The organism is Heyndrickxia sp. FSL W8-0496 (assembly GCF_038007825.1).
Taxonomy (GTDB): Bacteria; Bacillota; Bacilli; order Bacillales; family Bacillaceae_C; genus Heyndrickxia; species Heyndrickxia oleronia.
The window spans coordinates 420,508-437,557 of record NZ_JBBOXX010000001.1 but is presented as its reverse complement, the minus strand read 5'-3'; the positions used below and the strand labels follow the sequence as shown (position 1 = coordinate 437,557).

Below are 17,050 nucleotides of genomic sequence, written 5' to 3'. Positions count from 1 at the left end.
CTAATCGGCTATACATGCTCGGTAACCTCGCCAATTTTACTAGGTAAAATTTTACTGCCAATTTTACTAGGTAAAATTTTACTGCCAATTTTACTAGGTAAAATTTTACTGCCAATTTTACTAGCCACTAACAGAGCTTGCTCAATGTCCTTAATTAAGTCATCCACATTTTCTAATCCCACAGATAAACGTAATAATCCATCTGTAATTCCTCTTTTCTCTCTTTCCTTTTTTGGCATCGCAGCATGGGACATTGTAGCCGGATAGGACAGAATGGATTCAACGGCACCCAAACTAACAGCAAACACAGGAATCTTAAGACTTTCAACAAATAATTTAGTGGTTGCCTGATTAGGTAAGCTAAAAGAAAGAACCGCACCTGCTCCTGATGATTGTCGAATATGGACGGAGTGTCCTGGGTGTGTTGTAAATCCTGGATAATATACCGCTTCAATCAGTGGATGACTTTGCAAACGTAATGCAATCTCATTTGCCGACTGGGAGGATTGCTTCAGTCGAACACCTAATGTTTTCATCCCACGTAATAGTAGCCAGCAATCATGGACTCCTAAAATTGAGCCAAATGCATTTTGAATATAGCCTAATTGTTCCGCCAATTGTTCATCTTTAACCACAGCTAGACCTGCAACGACATCACTATGACCAGATAAAAACTTTGTCGCACTATGTATTACAATATCCGCTCCCAACTCAAGTGGTCTTTGCAAAAAAGGCGTCATGAATGTATTGTCAACAAAGACGAAACAATTTTTAGCTTTGGCTAATCTCACCACTTCTTCTATATCTGTAATGTGCAAAAGTGGATTAGAAGGCGTTTCAACATAAACTACTTTCGTGTTTGGTTGAAAGGAACGGGCTACTTCACTTAAATCTGTCATATTGACAAAGGTGTGTTCAATCTTAAATCTTGACAGGACCTGAGTAATCATTCGAAATGTACCACCATACACATCTTCCGAGATCAGAACATGGTCTCCAGCAGAAAGAAGCATAAAAGCAGAAGAAATAGCGGCCATCCCAGATGCAAAGGCAAATCCTTTGGCCCCCCCTTCTAAATTCGCAATCATATCCTCGAGTACCTTACGCGTTGGATTACCAGAACGACTATAATCATATGGCCCAAATTGATCAAATTGATGTTGATGAAATGTTGAAGAATAATGAATCGGTGGATTGACAGCCCCTGTAGCCGAGTCGATAAATGCTGATTGAGAAGTAAGTCTTGTTTCAATATCAAAATCATTTTGGCTTCTACTCATAGGAATCGTTCCTCCTTCTGAAGCAACTGAAAAGCCTGTTCAAGATCGTTCTTTATGTCTTCAACATATTCAATTCCTACAGAGAAGCGCAGCAATCGATTACAGACCCCATTCTTTATTCTAATTTCCTCAGGTATATCTCCATGAGTTTGCGTAGCAGGATAAGTAATAAAGCTTTCAACTCCACCTAAGCTTTCAGCAAAAGTTATAAGCTTTAAGTTCCTTAAAAACGGCGAAATCCACTCCTCTTTTTCCAAACGAAAAGAAACCATCCCACCTCTACCCGGATACAAAACATCAGTTACTTCTTGACGTTCATTTAAAAATTCCACTAGATGTTTTGCATTATCTACATGCTTCTCCATTCGTAATGCTAAAGTTTTTAAGCCTCTTATTAACAGCCAAGAATCAAAAGGTGATAATACTGCACCTGCACCATTATGAAAAGCAGAAAGCTTCTCACAGATCTCTTTGCCCTTTGCCACAACAAGTCCAGCAAGTACATCATTATGTCCACCAATGTACTTCGTTGCGCTATGCACAACAATATCAGCGCCAGAAAGAATTGGTTTTTGAAGATATGGAGTTAAAAAGGTATTATCGACAATGAGCAATAGTTGGTGATCTTTAGTAAAAGTGGCCACTTTCGTAATATCCGTTTCCACCATCAGTGGATTTGTAGGTGTTTCAATAAAGATCGCTTTTGTTTTTTCAGTGATTGATTCATTTACTAACTCAATATCATTTACATTTATATATTTCGTTACGATTCCATATGCCTTCGCATAATGTTCAAATAGGCGATAGGTTCCCCCATATAAATCATCAGATGCAATTAATTCATCTCCACTTTCAAAAAGAGATAAAACCAATTGTATAGCTGCCATCCCAGAACTGCAGGCAAATCCTTGATCTCCCTCCTCTAATTTCGCAAAGCTATCTTCTAGCAACGCACGGGTTGGATTTTTGGTTCGTGAATAGTCAAATCCTGTTGACAATCCTATTCCCTCATGGCGATAAGCAGTCGATAAAAAAATAGGTGGATTGACTGCTCCTGTCTCGGATTCACTTCGATTACCAATTTGAACAAGATTCGTTTCAATATGATGATTGCTCAATTTAAAACTTCCTCCCTCATTTTTACTTGGACTATGAGGAGAACATACAACTAAAAAAGGGACTTCTATAAGAAGAAGTCCCAATTAGCCATTAGATTCTCCTTATCGTTCAGGTTATAAAACCTGCTGGAATTAGCACCATATCAATCATGTTGACTGGTTGCTGAGGCGTCATAGGGCCAGTCCCTCGACCTCTCTAGATAAGATTTAACTATATAGTTTATGTGTTAAAAATTTTCAAACTTAATGTTAAATGTACAATAAAATTATTAAATAATCAAGATTTTTTAACTTCATTTAATTATTTGAATCTTTTATACCTACTCTCTCATAAAGGTCCATTAAATAAACACACCACTCGCTAACCTGCTGCTAAAACTACATATCCTAAAGTATTTATGCATATTCACAACTGATATAATTAAATAGGTGTAGCGATCTTCAACCGATAGTTATTCGTTAAAACTATACTTAAAATGCAAGGATGTTTAAAAAAAGAACCTTATTAGTCAAAGGAAAAGATGTATCAATGATTCAATAGAGTTGAATCAGCTTATTTTTTCTTTTGATACGAGTTCCGGATAGCCATAGCTACCATGTTCACTTAAATCGAGTCCAATGGTCTCTTCTTCTTCAGTGACACGAAGCCCCTTCATCATTTTCTTCATTACAAATAAAATGACATATGATACAAGAAAGGCATACAACCCAGAAGCGAAAACACCCAGAAACTGCACCCCTAATTGATGAAATCCACCTCCGTAAAATAAGCCTGGGGATCCAACAGTTGCAAGTTCCTTCGTAGCAAAAAATCCTGTAGATAATGTTCCCCATATACCCGCTGTCCCGTGAACTGATAATGCATATATCGGATCATCAATGTTTCTTTTATCAAAAAATCTCATGCTATAATATACTAAAATACCAGCGATAAAGCCAATAACCACTGCTGCCCACGTAGCTACAAACGCACATGATGCTGTAATCGCTACTAGCCCTGCCAATGCTCCATTTAAAATTGCCGGTACATCTGCTTTTCCTAGCAATAACCACGAAATAAGAAGTGCCCCTAATGCTCCTGATCCCGCAGCTAAGTTTGTATTTAAAGCAACAAATCCAAAAAACCCTTCTGAGACAGATAATGTGCTACCTGCATTGAAACCAAACCAACCAATCCACAAAATTAAAACTCCTAATGCAGTAAACACCTGATTATGTCCCAAAATTTGATTAACTGAACCATCCTTATTGTACTTACCTATTCTTGGTTTCAATAATAATGTTGCTGCTAAGGCGGCCATCGCCCCCGTCAAGTGAACAACTGTAGACCCTGCAAAATCTTGCTTACCATGCTCGGCAAGCCAGCCACCACCCCAAATCCAATGGGCAATTACTGGGTAGACCATAATCGAAAATAAGATAGAAAAAATAACATAAGTGGAGAATTTAGCACGTTCAGCAAAACCACCAAATGCAATGGTTAATGCAATTGTTGCAAATGCTAATTGGAATAAGAAGAAGACAGAAGAAGAAAGTTCACCATTCAATTCATTGCTCGAGTAAAAAAAGTGTGATAGTCCAACAAAAAAGTTAGAGTTTTCACCAAATATAAATGCATACCCACAGGCCCAAAAAATAAGTGATCCAATCCCAAAAGTAAAAATTGTTTTTCCAGCTATATGTCCCGCATTTTTCATTCGAGTAGATCCACACTCCAGTAAAATGAATCCCCCTTGCATGAGGATAACTAAGATAGCCCCCAACATTACCCACATATTGTTCATTAATATCTCTACTGCCATATAAAAACCTCCCTGTAAGTTTAATTGCATAATTCATGTTAAAAAATCTAACATGATTATATTTTTTCTTATTATTTTAGTGGATTTTAAGCGTGTGTCAATAGAGAATTGTAAAAAATCTAAAAATTAATGTTAATAAACATTACACGAAATTAAAAAGACAAAAAAAAAGAGGCTTAAGCCCCTAAATATTTCTCAAATAATTGTTCCTTCGACATTAATAAATATGTTGGTTTTTTTCTTTTTATCTTTTTAATTGACAAGGATGTTGTAGAAAGAAGATAAATAGGCATTTGCGATATTCGCTTAAAATGAATATAAAATCCGTTTTCTGGATACATTAGCTCAAACCCAAGTTTCTTTACACCCTTATTGAGCATCGTAATTCCGATAATTCCTTTTATATCATCAACCCTACGATGATTTTCCAGAAACATAGCTAAAATTGGCATCGATTGTTCCACCATTCGATAAATCGCTCGTGTTCTGTGTAATGAATCATTCACTTTAATCACTTCCTTCAGTATACGAACATTATGAAGATGAATTTTAAGCAAACGATCATTTTTTGTAATTAAAGTTCCATCTGATAAAAGAAAATCCTTCCCTTTATATTTGGTCAACTTTACCCGAAACACAGCTTTTCTGTTTTGAAATGTACCAATATATTTCAGCCTTCTAACTAAATGATAAAAAGGATCAAATAATGTCCACAAAGAGATGATTGAATGTCGTATAAACAAAATGATCTTATCCCCTTTCAACTAACCATCTTTTTATAGGATGAGCATCTTCCTGCGTTTTCAATCTCTTATAAAGCTGGTAAATAGTATAGCGGTATAAAAATAAACTCCCACACAATCATTCAGTGAGGAGTTTATTGACATTGATATTATATGCAAAATACTTATTTAGATTTCCTTTCTTCTATAGGAAATAAGCTTATTTTTCACTAAAAAACCAGCACTTTTATATAATTTTAATGCCTTCTCATTTTCTGCAGCTACACATAATTGAATTTCTTCAATCGAAAAATGGTTAAAGAGTTGAAATAAAGCAGACCTTATCAATCGTTTTCCGACACCTTTTTTACGATGGTCTTGCGAGACACCAATATATTCCAGACTCCCTTCATTAAATTCAGGATTTGCCTCGAAATATACATAGCCCTGTAATTCCTCGTTATCCTTGGAAATAAGAACTTTTCGATCCTCGTTTAATCGTTGAATAATGTCCTCACCATTATAATATGTATGAGGAAACAACTCTTGATGCAAAGTAATAAATGTCGGAAATAAATCGCTTGTTATTTCCTGAATCCCTTCTTCACAGAGAGAATCGTCTGGAGATGGTTTAGCAATTAATATATAATGAGCATTTCCCTTCTCAAATTGAAGCTGATCCATAAATGGAGCTGCATACTGATGTTCCTTATGATAAAAGCCGTTATATTGTTGGACAGGAATAGATAACTTTTTTATTAACCCATCCCACATCTTATGTGCAACATCTAACCAATCATCCCACTGGATAAAAGGGCCCCAAATTTCTACTTCTTGAGAATCCTTCTCTATATCTAACCCAAGAACACCTACAAGCTGATCATGGTGAAAAGCCCCAATCAATGACTCTGCAAGGGGCAGATCCGAAAAGTCATATTCAAGGGTATGTAGAATTTCCTTCTCATTCTCACCGCAATAGCCAACATGCTGATGGGAAGTGGAGTTGCATTTTGATATAAATGCAGCTGCAACTCTCAAGTCGTCTATTGCTTTAATTTCTAAGTTATAGCTCATATTCACCTAATAAGCTTTCCAGCTTCAATGCTAATCCAATACTTCCTTGTACTTTTAATTTCCCCATCATAAATGCTGCAGCACTATTCATCGTCCCTTGTAAAAACTTTTTGAAGTCAGTTACCTTCATTTTAAGTGTACATTTCGGCTCTTTAAACTCATTACGTAAAACCTTTACTGTTTCATTGGAAAATACCAGTTGAAAGGTTCCACCATCTTCCCCAGTTAAATCAAATTGATAGATCACATTTAAATCCTTAAATGGAATAGGATTCTCATTCATCAGCCTTTCGATGTCAATCCATATTTGATCAACTGTTTTATTTGTTAGATCAGTCACTATACATCTCTCCTCATCAAATATTTCTCCAAAGCCTGATTTAACGTCCCATATGTTTCTGCTTTATCTGTAATAGTTAAATTTAAATCAATCATTGTATTTACACATTCAGGACGAATCCCTGTAATAATCGTTTTACATCCCATCATACTAATCCCTTCTAAAATTTTTAGAAAGTAAAGAATGGCCTCCTCTTCAATAATAGCAACCCCAGAAAAGTCCATGATGAGCGTCATAATTTTGTATTGACTGATTTGATTAAAAATCTTTTCCTTCATCCCCAACATTCTGTCATTATCCACCTTGCCAATTAAAGGCAATATACACATCGAATCGATAATCGGGATAATCGGCACTGATAAATCTTCTATTATCTCCTGTTGGGATTGAAGTACTTCTTCTTTATAGTTCGTATAGCTAATAAAGAAGCTATTTAAAAATTGATCAATGAGGTCATTGATATTTTTTTCCAGAGTAAAGAACTCTTCACGATTCGTTTCAGTCCCTCTAATACGATCAAAATTATAAAGGAAATTCCACAGCACACGACGAATGGCTTGAAGCCATTCTAACTTAAACGCAATGGTTAACGAATGTTTTGCCCATGCTTCCCCTTCTTTTTGAGCAAACATCATCAATTCGTGACGGCGATTTTCTACTATGAACAAAACTAGTTTTTGTGCATTCCCTAACAAATCAATATTTCCTATAGTATGTATTTCGTTAATTTTATCGCGTACGTTTACTGCCTCTGATAATAAATGCTGTTCAAACACATCTTGATTTTCTAATAAGTATTCCTTCAAATTTCCACTTTCTACATTTTTAATATTCAATCTAACCACTCCATGCTGTATATGTGATATATCTATCGGAAGGATAATACGGAAAGTTGTCCCTACATTTTCTTCACTATCCACTTCAATACGACCACCATGCTGGTAAATCGTTGTAAAAACCTGTGTTAACCCCATTCCTGTCCCATTTTCCTTTGTAGTAAAAAAGGGGGTACCAAGCAGCGCACACTTATCTTTTGGTATCCCAACTCCCGTGTCTTTAACTAAAATATATACATACCCATCACGAATAAATTGATTCACATAGATGGTTCCCTTATCAGGAATCGCTTCAAACGCATTCTTAAATAAATTAAAAAAGGTCTTTTTCAACTGATTTCTTTTACCTGAGACAATAGCTGAATCGACGTTTTCAAAATTAGTTTCTAATTTCACTCGATATTGTTGGTCTTGAAATAAGTAAAGGATCGATTCTATTTCTGCACATAAATTAAAAGTGGATAATAATTCATCTTCCATATCCGGTTTAGAAACTTGAAGGAGGTTCTCTAGAGTAAGTAATGCATTGTTCAATTCCGCCTCAGCTACATCAATATAGGTATCAGGACTTTTTTCTTTTAATAGCTGTAAAAAACCCTTTACAGAGGTTAAAGGATTCCTTACCTCATGAGCAATTCCTGCTGCTATTTGTCCAACTGAAGCTAATTGTCCTATATGAACATCACTTATTTGATTATTCATTGGATCATTTCCCATCGTTTGAACCCCCATTTATCTAGTTGTATTAATCATAATGTTCCAATAATTATTTTACACCACATTTCTCCTCAAAGTAATATATTCATCTAAATATTGCGAAAATATTTTACATATTTCTTCCTTTTTATCTTCAACATAAAAATCAAAGCAATGGCTACAAACATAAAAGATATGCCTCCAAGACATCCTAATAATCGTGGATCAATGATCTCTAAGACGATACCAGCTAAAAACATCGATATTCCCAGCAATGTATTCGATATTGTGGCAGATAGAGCAAACATTGTACCTTGATATTTTTCGGGTACCTCCTTCATTAAAACTGTATCAAAGCAAGCATTTCCAATCCCCGACATAAGTGCAATAAAACAGAAAACCACAAACGAAAGGAATACCAAATAGACCTGACTTAATAGGACTAGTCCTAATCCTTCCAATATTAAACAGAAAAGTCCTATTATTAAAAAATGCTTCTTTATTCTCTTTGCAACTGTAAAGCTTGTAATTAACCCAATCCCAAGCGCTCCATAAAAAAGCCCAACCCCTACTTCGCCAAGTTTGTATTCTTCTACTGCGTAAATACTAATTAACACATTATCGATTCCATTCAGCAATGAAATAATCAATTCACATAATAAAATCACTTGTAAAGGTAAAGAAAGTATAATTACCTTTTTTAGTTCAGAAAGAAATCTTGAATTAGATGGATTTGAATTGTTGTCTAAGTCTATTTCAGGAAAAGCAATGCTGGAAATAAAAAGAGCAGCAACTAAAAATGATAGTCCATTCAACCAAAAAGTCATATCTGGTCCAAATAAATAAGAAACGAGGCCACCTGAAAATGCCCCTCCAATTAATACAATACCAACCATTACTTGTTCCAAACTATTTACCATTAATAGGTTTTCTTTTTTTACCATTCTAGGAATCGAGGCCTTTCGTGTCGGGGCATAAATTGCTTCACCTGCCGCTAAAATGAAGGAGCCTATATAAATAATCCAAATATCCTCTTTACTATTTACAAGTAAAAAAGATAATGCAAAGAAGATTCGCACAAGATCCGTTGTGATCAGCACCCGTTTTCTTGAAAAGCGATCTGCAAGCCGCCCACCTAAAGGACCAAATAACAGGAAAGGAAGTAAACGAAGAGCCATTGTTACTCCCACCGCTAGACCAGATCCTGTTAGTTGAATAATTAAAGTAAGCATAGCAACCTGGCTAAATCTGTCCCCAATTCCATTAATGATTCCCGCTGCAAATAATTTTCGGTATGATTTTTCTTGTTTCAATAAGGATATCTTCATTTTATCCACCTACTTTAATGATTATCTAATTAAATAAATGTCGAATTAGTTGAGCAAAAAAATATGGATAGGTTCTATCCATTTTTTTAGCGCAGCCACCATAATTCAGGCGGATTCATTTCATACTCATTATTTTCTCGGTACATAAATTGACACATAATCAATTCACGTCTTAAAGTTGCATAGTCTTCATGAAATTGCTTTAAGTATTCATTCACTTCTTTTTCAGGATACACCTTTCCAAATTCAAAGCCTCTTACAATATGCGCTAATATCACCAGCTTTTTCTTACGTTGCGCAGGTATAGTTTTTAACTTACCATCCCTTGTAAAGAAATTATTAATAATACTCGCTCTCTCTGTTTCTGTAACTGTCATTTCCATATGATCTCCCCCTTTTCCTACAGTTAATATCGCCATGGCACTTCCTTTAAGAATCTTTTCATTTAAAGAAAAATAGATAGTATTTTTTTCACGCCTTTCCTTAATTAGCCCCACCTCACGCAGCTTTGCTATATGATGAGTAATAGTTGGCGGCTTCAAGCCTAGCTTTCCTGCAATCGCCTGTCCATGAAGAGGTCCTTGCTGTAACAGTGCAATAATCCTCACTCTCGTTAAATCACCCAAAGCTTTATGAAAATCAACAATTTTACTCATTTGCATACTAAACACCCCTAATTCAACATATATCTAATTAGATAATAATAAAATTAACTTGTTTTTACAAGTCTTTTCAGAATATTTTGTAGCCTATTATTCAATTTGACTGTTCATTACGATCACAATGGAATTTTTTAAGTGGTTCGATGATTTTTGACTGGTTTGTACACTTTTTTGAGTGGTTATCGTATATTTTTTGTTTCGCCACCTCTTTTTAAGTGGTTCATTTTTTTCCCTTTGTATAATAAAAAATAATGGCCCATACTGATAACAGTACAGGCCATTAGAATCTATATAAAATGCGGGGGGCGCATTGATTTGCTTCTTAAATTCCCTTTTTATTTTGAAAATATTCTTCAAGGGTAATTCCCTTATGGTAGATTTCAGTTGCAATTTCCTTTCCTACATATCGAAAATGCCAAGGTTCAAATTGATATTTTGTAATATTCTCTTTTCCCTTTGGATAACGGAGAATAAATCCATATTCATGGGCATGTTCTGCTAGCCACTTACCTTCTGGTTTATGCTCAAAGCTTTCATCTAACGTATAGTTCATGCTCGCTGCTGAAATATCCATTGTTAATCCTGTCTGGTGTTCACTCGTTCCCGGTTTCGCCACTGCAAGCTCCGCTTTTTGGCGACCAACCTGTTCAATTTCCCGATTGAATAAATATTCTTGGGTTTCATAGGAACGAAAACCTGATGCAGCATAAAGCTGAATCCCATTTGAGGAAGCTTGATTGAACATCCTCTCTAGTGCATCTGCAGCTTCTGCTCGCATTAATGCCTTATCTAGCTGCTGACTCCCGAAAGTAAACTTCACCTTTGGACGGACGAGATCATTTGGACGATATCCTTTAGGCAGGGCATTGGATTTATTGACCATAACAGTTATCGCAGTCGGATTACCAACAACAGAGACAGAATCCTGCTTGGAATGATCAACAACTTTATCTGATGATTGACTTATTTGATCATTCTGAGGTACTTCTTTCCTCTGATCTGATTGCGTCTCGTTATTTTTATTCTGATCCTGTTTACTACCGTCATTTTCCTTTGTATTATTTTCAGTTATTCGTTCACTACTATCGCCTTGAATGTCTTCCTGTCGATTATTATCGGTATCTTCTTGTGATTGATTATTATCAACCCCTGAAGATACTTCCTTATTCCCTGTTGCCTGATTAGACGGGTGATCTTTGTCACCACATCCCGTAAGAAGGAGGAGGATTAAGCATGAAGCAAGAGCCAATTTATTCATTAGAAGTCCCCTTATTTATTATCACTATTACAGACGTTTTAAGGTGGAAAAAGGTTTCAATATTTCTGTTCAATATAGAAGATTTTTTCTCTACAACATCATAGGAGCCATCTGACTGTCAGATGGCTCCTCTTGAATTTTTTATGATAAAGTAGGTAATTGTCCAATATACTGAGATTCCGGTCGAAAGATAACATTTCTCTCTGCTTGCTCTAATACATGTGCTGTCCAACCTACTATTCTACTCGCTGTAAATGTCGGGGTGAACAAGTCATCCTCCAAATGAATGGAGCGCATGACTGCAGCGGCAAAAAACTCAACATTTGTGTACAGCTTTCGGCCCGGTTTATATTCTTCTAATAGTTGAATGGCTGTTTCCTCAACATACAGTGCAAGTGCAAGCCACGGATCATCCTGACCAACCTCTAATGCTTTATCCTTCAATGCTAATGCTCTCGGATCCTTTGTTTTATAAATCCTATGACCGAACCCCATTAGTCTTTCTCCATTTTCCAATTTCTCTCTCAACCAACTCTCAGCATTTTCCTTTCTTCCGATACCATTGAGCATTTTCGTTACATCTGAAGGTGCTCCCCCATGAAGCGGGCCCTTCATCGTTCCAATAGCAGAGGTAATCGCAGATACCATATCCGACTCAGTGGAAATCGTCACTCTTGCAGAAAATGTCGATGCATTCATTCCATGCTCCAATGTTAATATCATATATGTTTCTAACGTTTTCACATGAACATTGGATGGTGTTTCACCAGTTAACATATATAAATAATTCGCAACATGATCATAATTTTCATGTGGAGCAACGGGAGATTTCCCTGCTTTTCGCCTATGCCAATAAGCGATGATCGTTGGAATAATAGCTGTTAATTGAATTGCTTCCTCGACAGTTGGCTTCCATTGGAAATGCGAATTCCCCAAACTTGAAATCAACGTTCTTAGTACACTCATTATCTCCATATCAGTTGGGAGAAGATGAAGCATCTTTTCCATATGCTCGGGTAATACCCGATACTTCTTTAATTTTTCACTAAGTAACTCCACCTCTGTTTGAGAGGGCAGGGACCCATTCCATATAAAATGTGCTGCTTCTTCAAATGAATAATTCAGTGCAATATCCTTCGCTTCCAGCCCCCGGTATACTAAATGCCCTTTCTCCCCATCGATATAGCTAATTGCTGTTTCAGCAGCAATAACTCCCTTTAATCCGTGTTGAAGCATTTTATCATCCTCCTTGTTTTTATGAGAATTCAATGTGTTCTAATTTCTTCATAATCAACTATCTCTATTGGTTATCTTAAGTATAGATGCTATAATCGATTAAAAAAATTAAACATTTTTAATCAATTCAATTAATTTTTATAATTAGGGGTGAAATATAGTGGAATTAAAATGGTTGCATACCTTTATTGCGGCAGCTAGGCACGAGAATTTTCGCAAAACAGCAGAAGAACTTTTTATTTCTCAACCAACTGTTACAGTCCATATTAAACTCTTAGAAGAAGAAATAGGCAGTTCATTGTTTGAAAGAGAAGGAAGAAAAATTATTCTAACAGAAGCAGGGAAAAAGTTTATTCCCATTGCTAGAACTATGATTGGAGTATACGAAGAAGGCAAAGCGGAAATGGACCGTTTTCGACAGGGCTACACACAAAAACTAATTTTAGCGATGTCTCCATTAATAGCCGAGTCCATTATGCCCTATGTCCTAAAAAAATTTATGCTTGCCTATCCAAACATCGAAATCTCCGTTCAAGTTTTAGATTCTATCAAAATACCTGAAGCGGTTCTGTCTGGAGAAGTTGATCTAGGTCTATCACGTTCAGAAATAAAAAATGCCGAGCTGACTTGTCGACCCTTATATGAAGATCCCGTCATTCTTGTAGTCCCACATGATGGAAGAGATAGTGAAACAGCCCCACCGCTTGATGCCGAGGAGCTATTAATGAATCATTATTTAATTACCCATAACCATCCTGAATATTGGGATGGACTTCTTAGATCCCTTCGCTTAAAAATTCCTACGATTAAAACAATGGCTGTATCACAAGTACATGTAACAAGGCGTTTTATTATGGAGGGACTTGGTATATCCTTTCTACCTTCTTCAACTGTCCGACGGGAATTATTAGAAGGACGCTTACTCGAAGCACCCTGTCCTTTTTTACACCTACCTGTTGCTAAAACCTACGCTATTCTCAAACACGAAAGCGAAAAAGAAACTCAGTTTTTACAATTTTTATCCCAGTTCCGGTTATAGTGCTCTTTTTATTCCACTAAGAAAAGAGCTACTAACAATACGAAAACAACCAAGTAAAAAAGTGTAAATCATTATAGATTTACACTTTACTTAGCTTTTCTATTATATTTTAAATTAAACGTATCCTTCATAAAGGCTACAAGAAACTCCTTATCCGTTTCATAGACTTTTCCAAATCCAAACCGAAGTAGAGCATCATGTCCTTCTATATTATCCTTGTTTGTGGAATACCTCATGATTTCTCCATTCCACACATTAAAATAGTAGTCGAGCATCAGTTTTGCCGCTTCCGATGCATAGCCTTTCCTTCTTTCACCAAAGGCAATTTTAATATTAAGGGTTGCTGTTTTGGCAATCTTATCGAAATCATGAAAACTTATTTCTCCAACTGGCTTATTTTCCTTGTTGAAAATCAGACAGTAAAAATGCTTTCCGTTACTAGGGTTTACAACAACTTCATACCAGCGTCTTTTTTCTTCCTCGGTGAATTGAACCGGGCCACCGATTGTTTTCATTGTTTCTTCATCCGCCCATAGCCATGTCACATACTCTAAGTCTTCGAAACTAGGTTTTCTCAGTGAAACGTTTTTTCCTTCTAAAGCAAACTGATTCATCGATGATCCCCCGCTATTTCTGTAAAATAATATCCCGTGTATATATTATACGGGATTTTTAATTAAATTCCTTTGGTTAATGTTACCGTTTTCATTTTGTTTTAATGTAAATTTGACATTTTCGAATAATTGTCAAATTTACGTAAAAACAAAAGATGCTATCATGTCATTTCACTGATGATTATTTTTGTAAATGCTCCACCCTCAGGTCGATTTTGAATAGTTATAGCTCCATGATGTTTCTTTACAATCGTTTGTGCAATATAGAGGCCTAATCCGAAATTGGCTTCGTTTCCTGACCTAGACTCATCTTCACGATAAAATTTATCAAACACTTTCTCAGTCGCTTCACTATTAAAGCCGGGTCCATTATCCATGATTTCAAAAATGATGGTCCCATAACCAATTGTTGTATCCCAATTAATTCGCCCCTTTTCTGAGCAATAGCGAATACTATTTGTAATAATATTGTCTAATACTTGCGAAATACGGTATGGATCCATTTTCATTTTTTCTTTCCCTTTTATAGAATATCTTAGTGTAATCTGTTTCTTTGAACAAAGAACTTTATATTCTTCGACCTTATTCTGGATAAATTCTTCTATATCTACTAGCACAGGCTCAATAGTAAAATCACTCCGGTCAATTGCTGATACTTCATTTAACTGATCTATCAGTCTAATTGAACGTTTCGTGCTTGATTCAATCGTTTGTAAATATCGATTGAGACGTTCGGTATTATGGAAACCACCCGCTAATAGCCCTTCAATATGTCCATTAATTATCGTCAAAGGTGTACGCAAATCATGTGCAATAGCAGCGACCATTTCCTTCCTCTCTTCTTCTAATTGCCACTGTCTAAGAAGAGATTCTCTCAGAGCAAGTCGCATCTCTTCAAATGAACGAATCAGTTGATTTAACTCTTTAGATGACTTTGATTCAATTAATTGAAAATCCAAATCTTGTGTTTGAATTTTCCTTGCTCCCTCCATCAAATGTTGAAATGGTATCTCAATTTTTTTACTAAATCTTTTTCCAATCAGATAAGAAAAAAGATAGAAATAGATAAATGGACAAGCAAATGAGAGAATGAGAAGTGCCCCCAGTAATAAACTTTTCTCTGGATTTGCTCCTATTAGGCTAAGCTTATAGCGAAAGCCAATAGCTCCTACCTGCTCCTTTTTTTGATTAAATAAGGGATGCATAACAATAATTCGATCTCTATCATATATATTTTTATTAAAACTGCTTACTAATTCACGTTCGTTTTTCACATATTTCTTTTTCATTGACCCAAAGAGAAAACTTCCATCTTTACTGAGTACTTGATACTCCAAACCATCTAATGGAATTTTCTTTTCTAATTTCGCTTGGTTTTCTATTCTCACCCACTGGTCCCCGTCCTGATCAATCTCTTTAACTATTCGCGGAATTTGCTGTTCATAGTAGTTTGCTGGGTTCATATTATTCGATTGAAAAATAAGCAAGAGTAACAAAATCCCCCATGTTAGAGCAGTTGCGACAATGCTGAATAGGAGAATTAAGTAAAAGGAGGTAGCGATTTGCTTTCGAAGCGGACGAGCTACTTTTCCCATTTGTACCCTACTCCCCAAACGGTTGATATATAACTCCGATCTGGATCATGTTTCGCTAGTTTTGAACGTATCTTTTTAATATGTTCCGTTATTGTTGAAGAATCCCCCTCTGCATCATATCCCCAAATTCTTTCATACATACTTTCTCGAGAAAAGACCTGACCCGGATGAAGAGCAAGAAATTGTATCATTTCAAACTCCTTCGATGTAAAGGAAAGCCTTTCATTTAAGTAATAAACCTCATAACCTTCTAAATCAATCATTAAGTTGCCAAAATACAAACATTTCTTTGTTTCTTCGGCTACCCTATGCTCCCTTCGTAAGTGGGCAATAATTCTTGCATGTAATTCTTTTAAGCTAAATGGTTTAGTAAGATAATCATCTCCTCCAACCATTAATCCTTTGATACGATCTTCCTCACTATGTTTAGCACTTAAAAAAATAATGGGACATGTAACCCTCTTTCTAACTAACTCACAAAGTTCAAATCCATCCATACCAGGCATCATAATATCAAGAATAATCATGTTAGGTTGTAGTTGAAGATAATGTAATGCTTCTTGTCCATTGTACGCCGTTATCACTTGATATCCCTGATCCTGAAGATAATCCTTTGTAAATGCAACAATCTCAGGTTCATCGTCAACTATTAATATTTTCGTATCCATTTATCGCTCATCCCATCCATTGCTTCTTTTTCCAAATACCTACATTCAATATCGTACTTATAAAGAATAGCAGAAATAGACTAACATAAAAACCACTCTGACCGATTCCTCCTAATACAGAGAATATAGAATCAGATACAGATAGCAGGTAAACGAAATGGTCCGAAATATAAACGCCGCCTACTAAGCAACCTAACGTTCCCACAAAAGCTAGAATTGAGTTAGGCATAATCACGCTAATCAAACTACAAAGCCCAATTACGCTTAAGAAGATGAGAAAAGTCATTGAATAGAATTTCAAGGTATAGATCATCCCCTGAAAGGCATCCATTTTTCCTGTATGAAAAAAAGTGGTTTCACTGACATGTTCCATGACTAGACGTCCAAATAGAGTGGATGTAATCCATGTAATAATTGTTATTCCTAAGAAAATACTTGCTTGAACGACCCACTTCGCTAAAAATAATTTCAATCTTGCTTGCGGACGAATTAACACTAAACGTAAAGCTCCAGAAGTATATTCCCCATTAAAACTATCTACTACCAGCATAGGAATTAAAATAAAATTGATAAATATGCCTACTTCCCTTATAAAGAATGGTGCTGTATTTATTGAATTTAATTGCACTGAATGTTCAGGATCATAGAAACTTAAACCATTCATTCCATACAAAAATAAACATTCGAATGCTAAAACAATACAATAGATAATTAAACCTATTACCGTTTTCTTTCTTTTAAATGTCCGTTCATACTCACTAACTAAGATTCCTTTCATTTCG

Annotated in this window: 16 protein-coding genes and 1 riboswitch; of the genes, 1 reads left to right on the top strand and 15 read right to left on the bottom strand. The window is 35.8% G+C overall.

All coding sequences use genetic code 11. The features are described from left to right. Nucleotides 1-8 precede the first annotated feature (8 nt). The 11 genes from metC to NST63_RS02400 all read right to left on the bottom strand — a co-directional run bounded on the left by metC (nt 9) and on the right by NST63_RS02400 (nt 12,352). Complete coding sequence (metC, locus tag NST63_RS02450; RefSeq protein WP_341041181.1) at nt 9-1,280, bottom strand: cystathionine beta-lyase; 1,272 nt, start codon at nt 1,278-1,280, stop codon at nt 9-11. Beyond that, nucleotides 1,277-2,398 carry a methionine biosynthesis PLP-dependent protein gene (locus tag NST63_RS02445; RefSeq protein ID WP_212946151.1) on the bottom strand — a complete coding sequence of 374 codons (1,122 nt, stop codon included), beginning with the start codon at nt 2,396-2,398 and terminating at the stop codon, nt 1,277-1,279. Before NST63_RS02445 ends, metC begins: the two co-directional genes overlap by 4 nt. Nucleotides 2,399-2,497: 99 nt before the next feature. Further along, nucleotides 2,498-2,605: riboswitch (SAM riboswitch) on the bottom strand. A gap of 341 nt (nt 2,606-2,946) precedes the next feature. Beyond that, on the bottom strand, nt 2,947-4,200 hold the full coding sequence (locus NST63_RS02440) for an ammonium transporter (protein WP_212946150.1): 1,254 nt from the start codon (nt 4,198-4,200) through the stop codon (nt 2,947-2,949). 176 nt (nt 4,201-4,376) lie between these two features. Then, complete coding sequence (locus NST63_RS02435; protein WP_242598344.1) at nt 4,377-4,943, bottom strand: YkoP family protein; 567 nt, start codon at nt 4,941-4,943, stop codon at nt 4,377-4,379. Nucleotides 4,944-5,111: 168 nt separating this feature from the next. Further along, nucleotides 5,112-5,996, bottom strand: a complete 885-nt coding sequence (locus tag NST63_RS02430) for a GNAT family N-acetyltransferase (RefSeq protein ID WP_341041180.1) — start codon at nt 5,994-5,996, stop codon at nt 5,112-5,114. Further along, on the bottom strand, nt 5,986-6,336 hold the full coding sequence (locus tag NST63_RS02425; protein ID WP_212946148.1) for an SCP2 sterol-binding domain-containing protein: 351 nt from the start codon (nt 6,334-6,336) through the stop codon (nt 5,986-5,988). Before NST63_RS02425 ends, NST63_RS02430 begins: the two co-directional genes overlap by 11 nt. Further along, complete coding sequence (locus tag NST63_RS02420; protein ID WP_242598343.1) at nt 6,336-7,889, bottom strand: ATP-binding protein; 1,554 nt, start codon at nt 7,887-7,889, stop codon at nt 6,336-6,338. The genes NST63_RS02425 and NST63_RS02420 overlap by 1 nt, the downstream gene beginning before the upstream one ends. An 89-nt stretch (nt 7,890-7,978) precedes the next feature. Continuing rightward, entirely contained in the window at nt 7,979-9,196 is a 1,218-nt protein-coding gene (locus NST63_RS02415; RefSeq protein WP_341041179.1) for an MFS transporter, read from the bottom strand. 86 nt (nt 9,197-9,282) lie between these two features. Then, the gene (locus tag NST63_RS02410; RefSeq protein WP_058004023.1) at nt 9,283-9,858 is read right to left on the bottom strand and encodes a DUF2087 domain-containing protein; all 576 of its coding nucleotides are present in this window, start codon (nt 9,856-9,858) and stop codon (nt 9,283-9,285) included. A gap of 322 nt (nt 9,859-10,180) precedes the next feature. Beyond that, a complete protein-coding gene (locus NST63_RS02405; protein ID WP_341041178.1) occupies nt 10,181-11,116 on the bottom strand; it encodes a M15 family metallopeptidase in 936 nt (311 codons plus the stop codon). Nucleotides 11,117-11,257: 141 nt separating this feature from the next. Then, nucleotides 11,258-12,352 carry a citrate synthase/methylcitrate synthase gene (locus tag NST63_RS02400; RefSeq protein ID WP_341041177.1) on the bottom strand — a complete coding sequence of 365 codons (1,095 nt, stop codon included), beginning with the start codon at nt 12,350-12,352 and terminating at the stop codon, nt 11,258-11,260. Between the two features lie 160 nt (nt 12,353-12,512). Between NST63_RS02400 and NST63_RS02395 the strand changes: the two genes are divergently transcribed. Beyond that, on the top strand, nt 12,513-13,391 hold the full coding sequence (locus NST63_RS02395) for a LysR family transcriptional regulator (RefSeq protein WP_341041176.1): 879 nt from the start codon (nt 12,513-12,515) through the stop codon (nt 13,389-13,391). Between the two features lie 86 nt (nt 13,392-13,477). On the opposite strand, the gene NST63_RS02390 is transcribed toward NST63_RS02395, so the two are convergent. The 4 genes from NST63_RS02390 to NST63_RS02375 form a co-directional block, all read right to left on the bottom strand. Beyond that, complete coding sequence (locus NST63_RS02390) at nt 13,478-14,005, bottom strand: GNAT family N-acetyltransferase (RefSeq protein ID WP_212946144.1); 528 nt, start codon at nt 14,003-14,005, stop codon at nt 13,478-13,480. Nucleotides 14,006-14,166: 161 nt separating this feature from the next. Then, nucleotides 14,167-15,600 carry a sensor histidine kinase gene (locus tag NST63_RS02385; RefSeq protein WP_341041175.1) on the bottom strand — a complete coding sequence of 478 codons (1,434 nt, stop codon included), beginning with the start codon at nt 15,598-15,600 and terminating at the stop codon, nt 14,167-14,169. After that, complete coding sequence (locus NST63_RS02380) at nt 15,588-16,268, bottom strand: response regulator transcription factor (RefSeq protein ID WP_341041174.1); 681 nt, start codon at nt 16,266-16,268, stop codon at nt 15,588-15,590. Before NST63_RS02380 ends, NST63_RS02385 begins: the two co-directional genes overlap by 13 nt. A gap of 7 nt (nt 16,269-16,275) precedes the next feature. Further along, the gene (locus NST63_RS02375; RefSeq protein WP_212946141.1) at nt 16,276-17,046 is read right to left on the bottom strand and encodes an ABC transporter permease; all 771 of its coding nucleotides are present in this window, start codon (nt 17,044-17,046) and stop codon (nt 16,276-16,278) included. Nucleotides 17,047-17,050 lie beyond the last annotated feature (4 nt).

Coding starts and splice junctions, on each gene's coding strand:
- metC (WP_341041181.1), bottom strand. CDS start 1,280: ATGAGTAGAAGCCAAAATGATTTTGATATTGAAACAAGACTTACTTCT.
- NST63_RS02440 (WP_212946150.1), bottom strand. CDS start 4,200: ATGGCAGTAGAGATATTAATGAACAATATGTGGGTAATGTTGGGGGCT.
- NST63_RS02430 (WP_341041180.1), bottom strand. CDS start 5,996: ATGAGCTATAACTTAGAAATTAAAGCAATAGACGACTTGAGAGTTGCA.
- NST63_RS02420 (WP_242598343.1), bottom strand. CDS start 7,889: ATGGGAAATGATCCAATGAATAATCAAATAAGTGATGTTCATATAGGA.
- NST63_RS02415 (WP_341041179.1), bottom strand. CDS start 9,196: ATGAAGATATCCTTATTGAAACAAGAAAAATCATACCGAAAATTATTT.
- NST63_RS02410 (WP_058004023.1), bottom strand. CDS start 9,858: ATGCAAATGAGTAAAATTGTTGATTTTCATAAAGCTTTGGGTGATTTA.
- NST63_RS02405 (WP_341041178.1), bottom strand. CDS start 11,116: ATGAATAAATTGGCTCTTGCTTCATGCTTAATCCTCCTCCTTCTTACG.
- NST63_RS02400 (WP_341041177.1), bottom strand. CDS start 12,352: ATGCTTCAACACGGATTAAAGGGAGTTATTGCTGCTGAAACAGCAATT.
- NST63_RS02390 (WP_212946144.1), bottom strand. CDS start 14,005: ATGAATCAGTTTGCTTTAGAAGGAAAAAACGTTTCACTGAGAAAACCT.
- NST63_RS02385 (WP_341041175.1), bottom strand. CDS start 15,600: ATGGGAAAAGTAGCTCGTCCGCTTCGAAAGCAAATCGCTACCTCCTTT.
- NST63_RS02380 (WP_341041174.1), bottom strand. CDS start 16,268: ATGGATACGAAAATATTAATAGTTGACGATGAACCTGAGATTGTTGCA.
- NST63_RS02375 (WP_212946141.1), bottom strand. CDS start 17,046: ATGAAAGGAATCTTAGTTAGTGAGTATGAACGGACATTTAAAAGAAAG.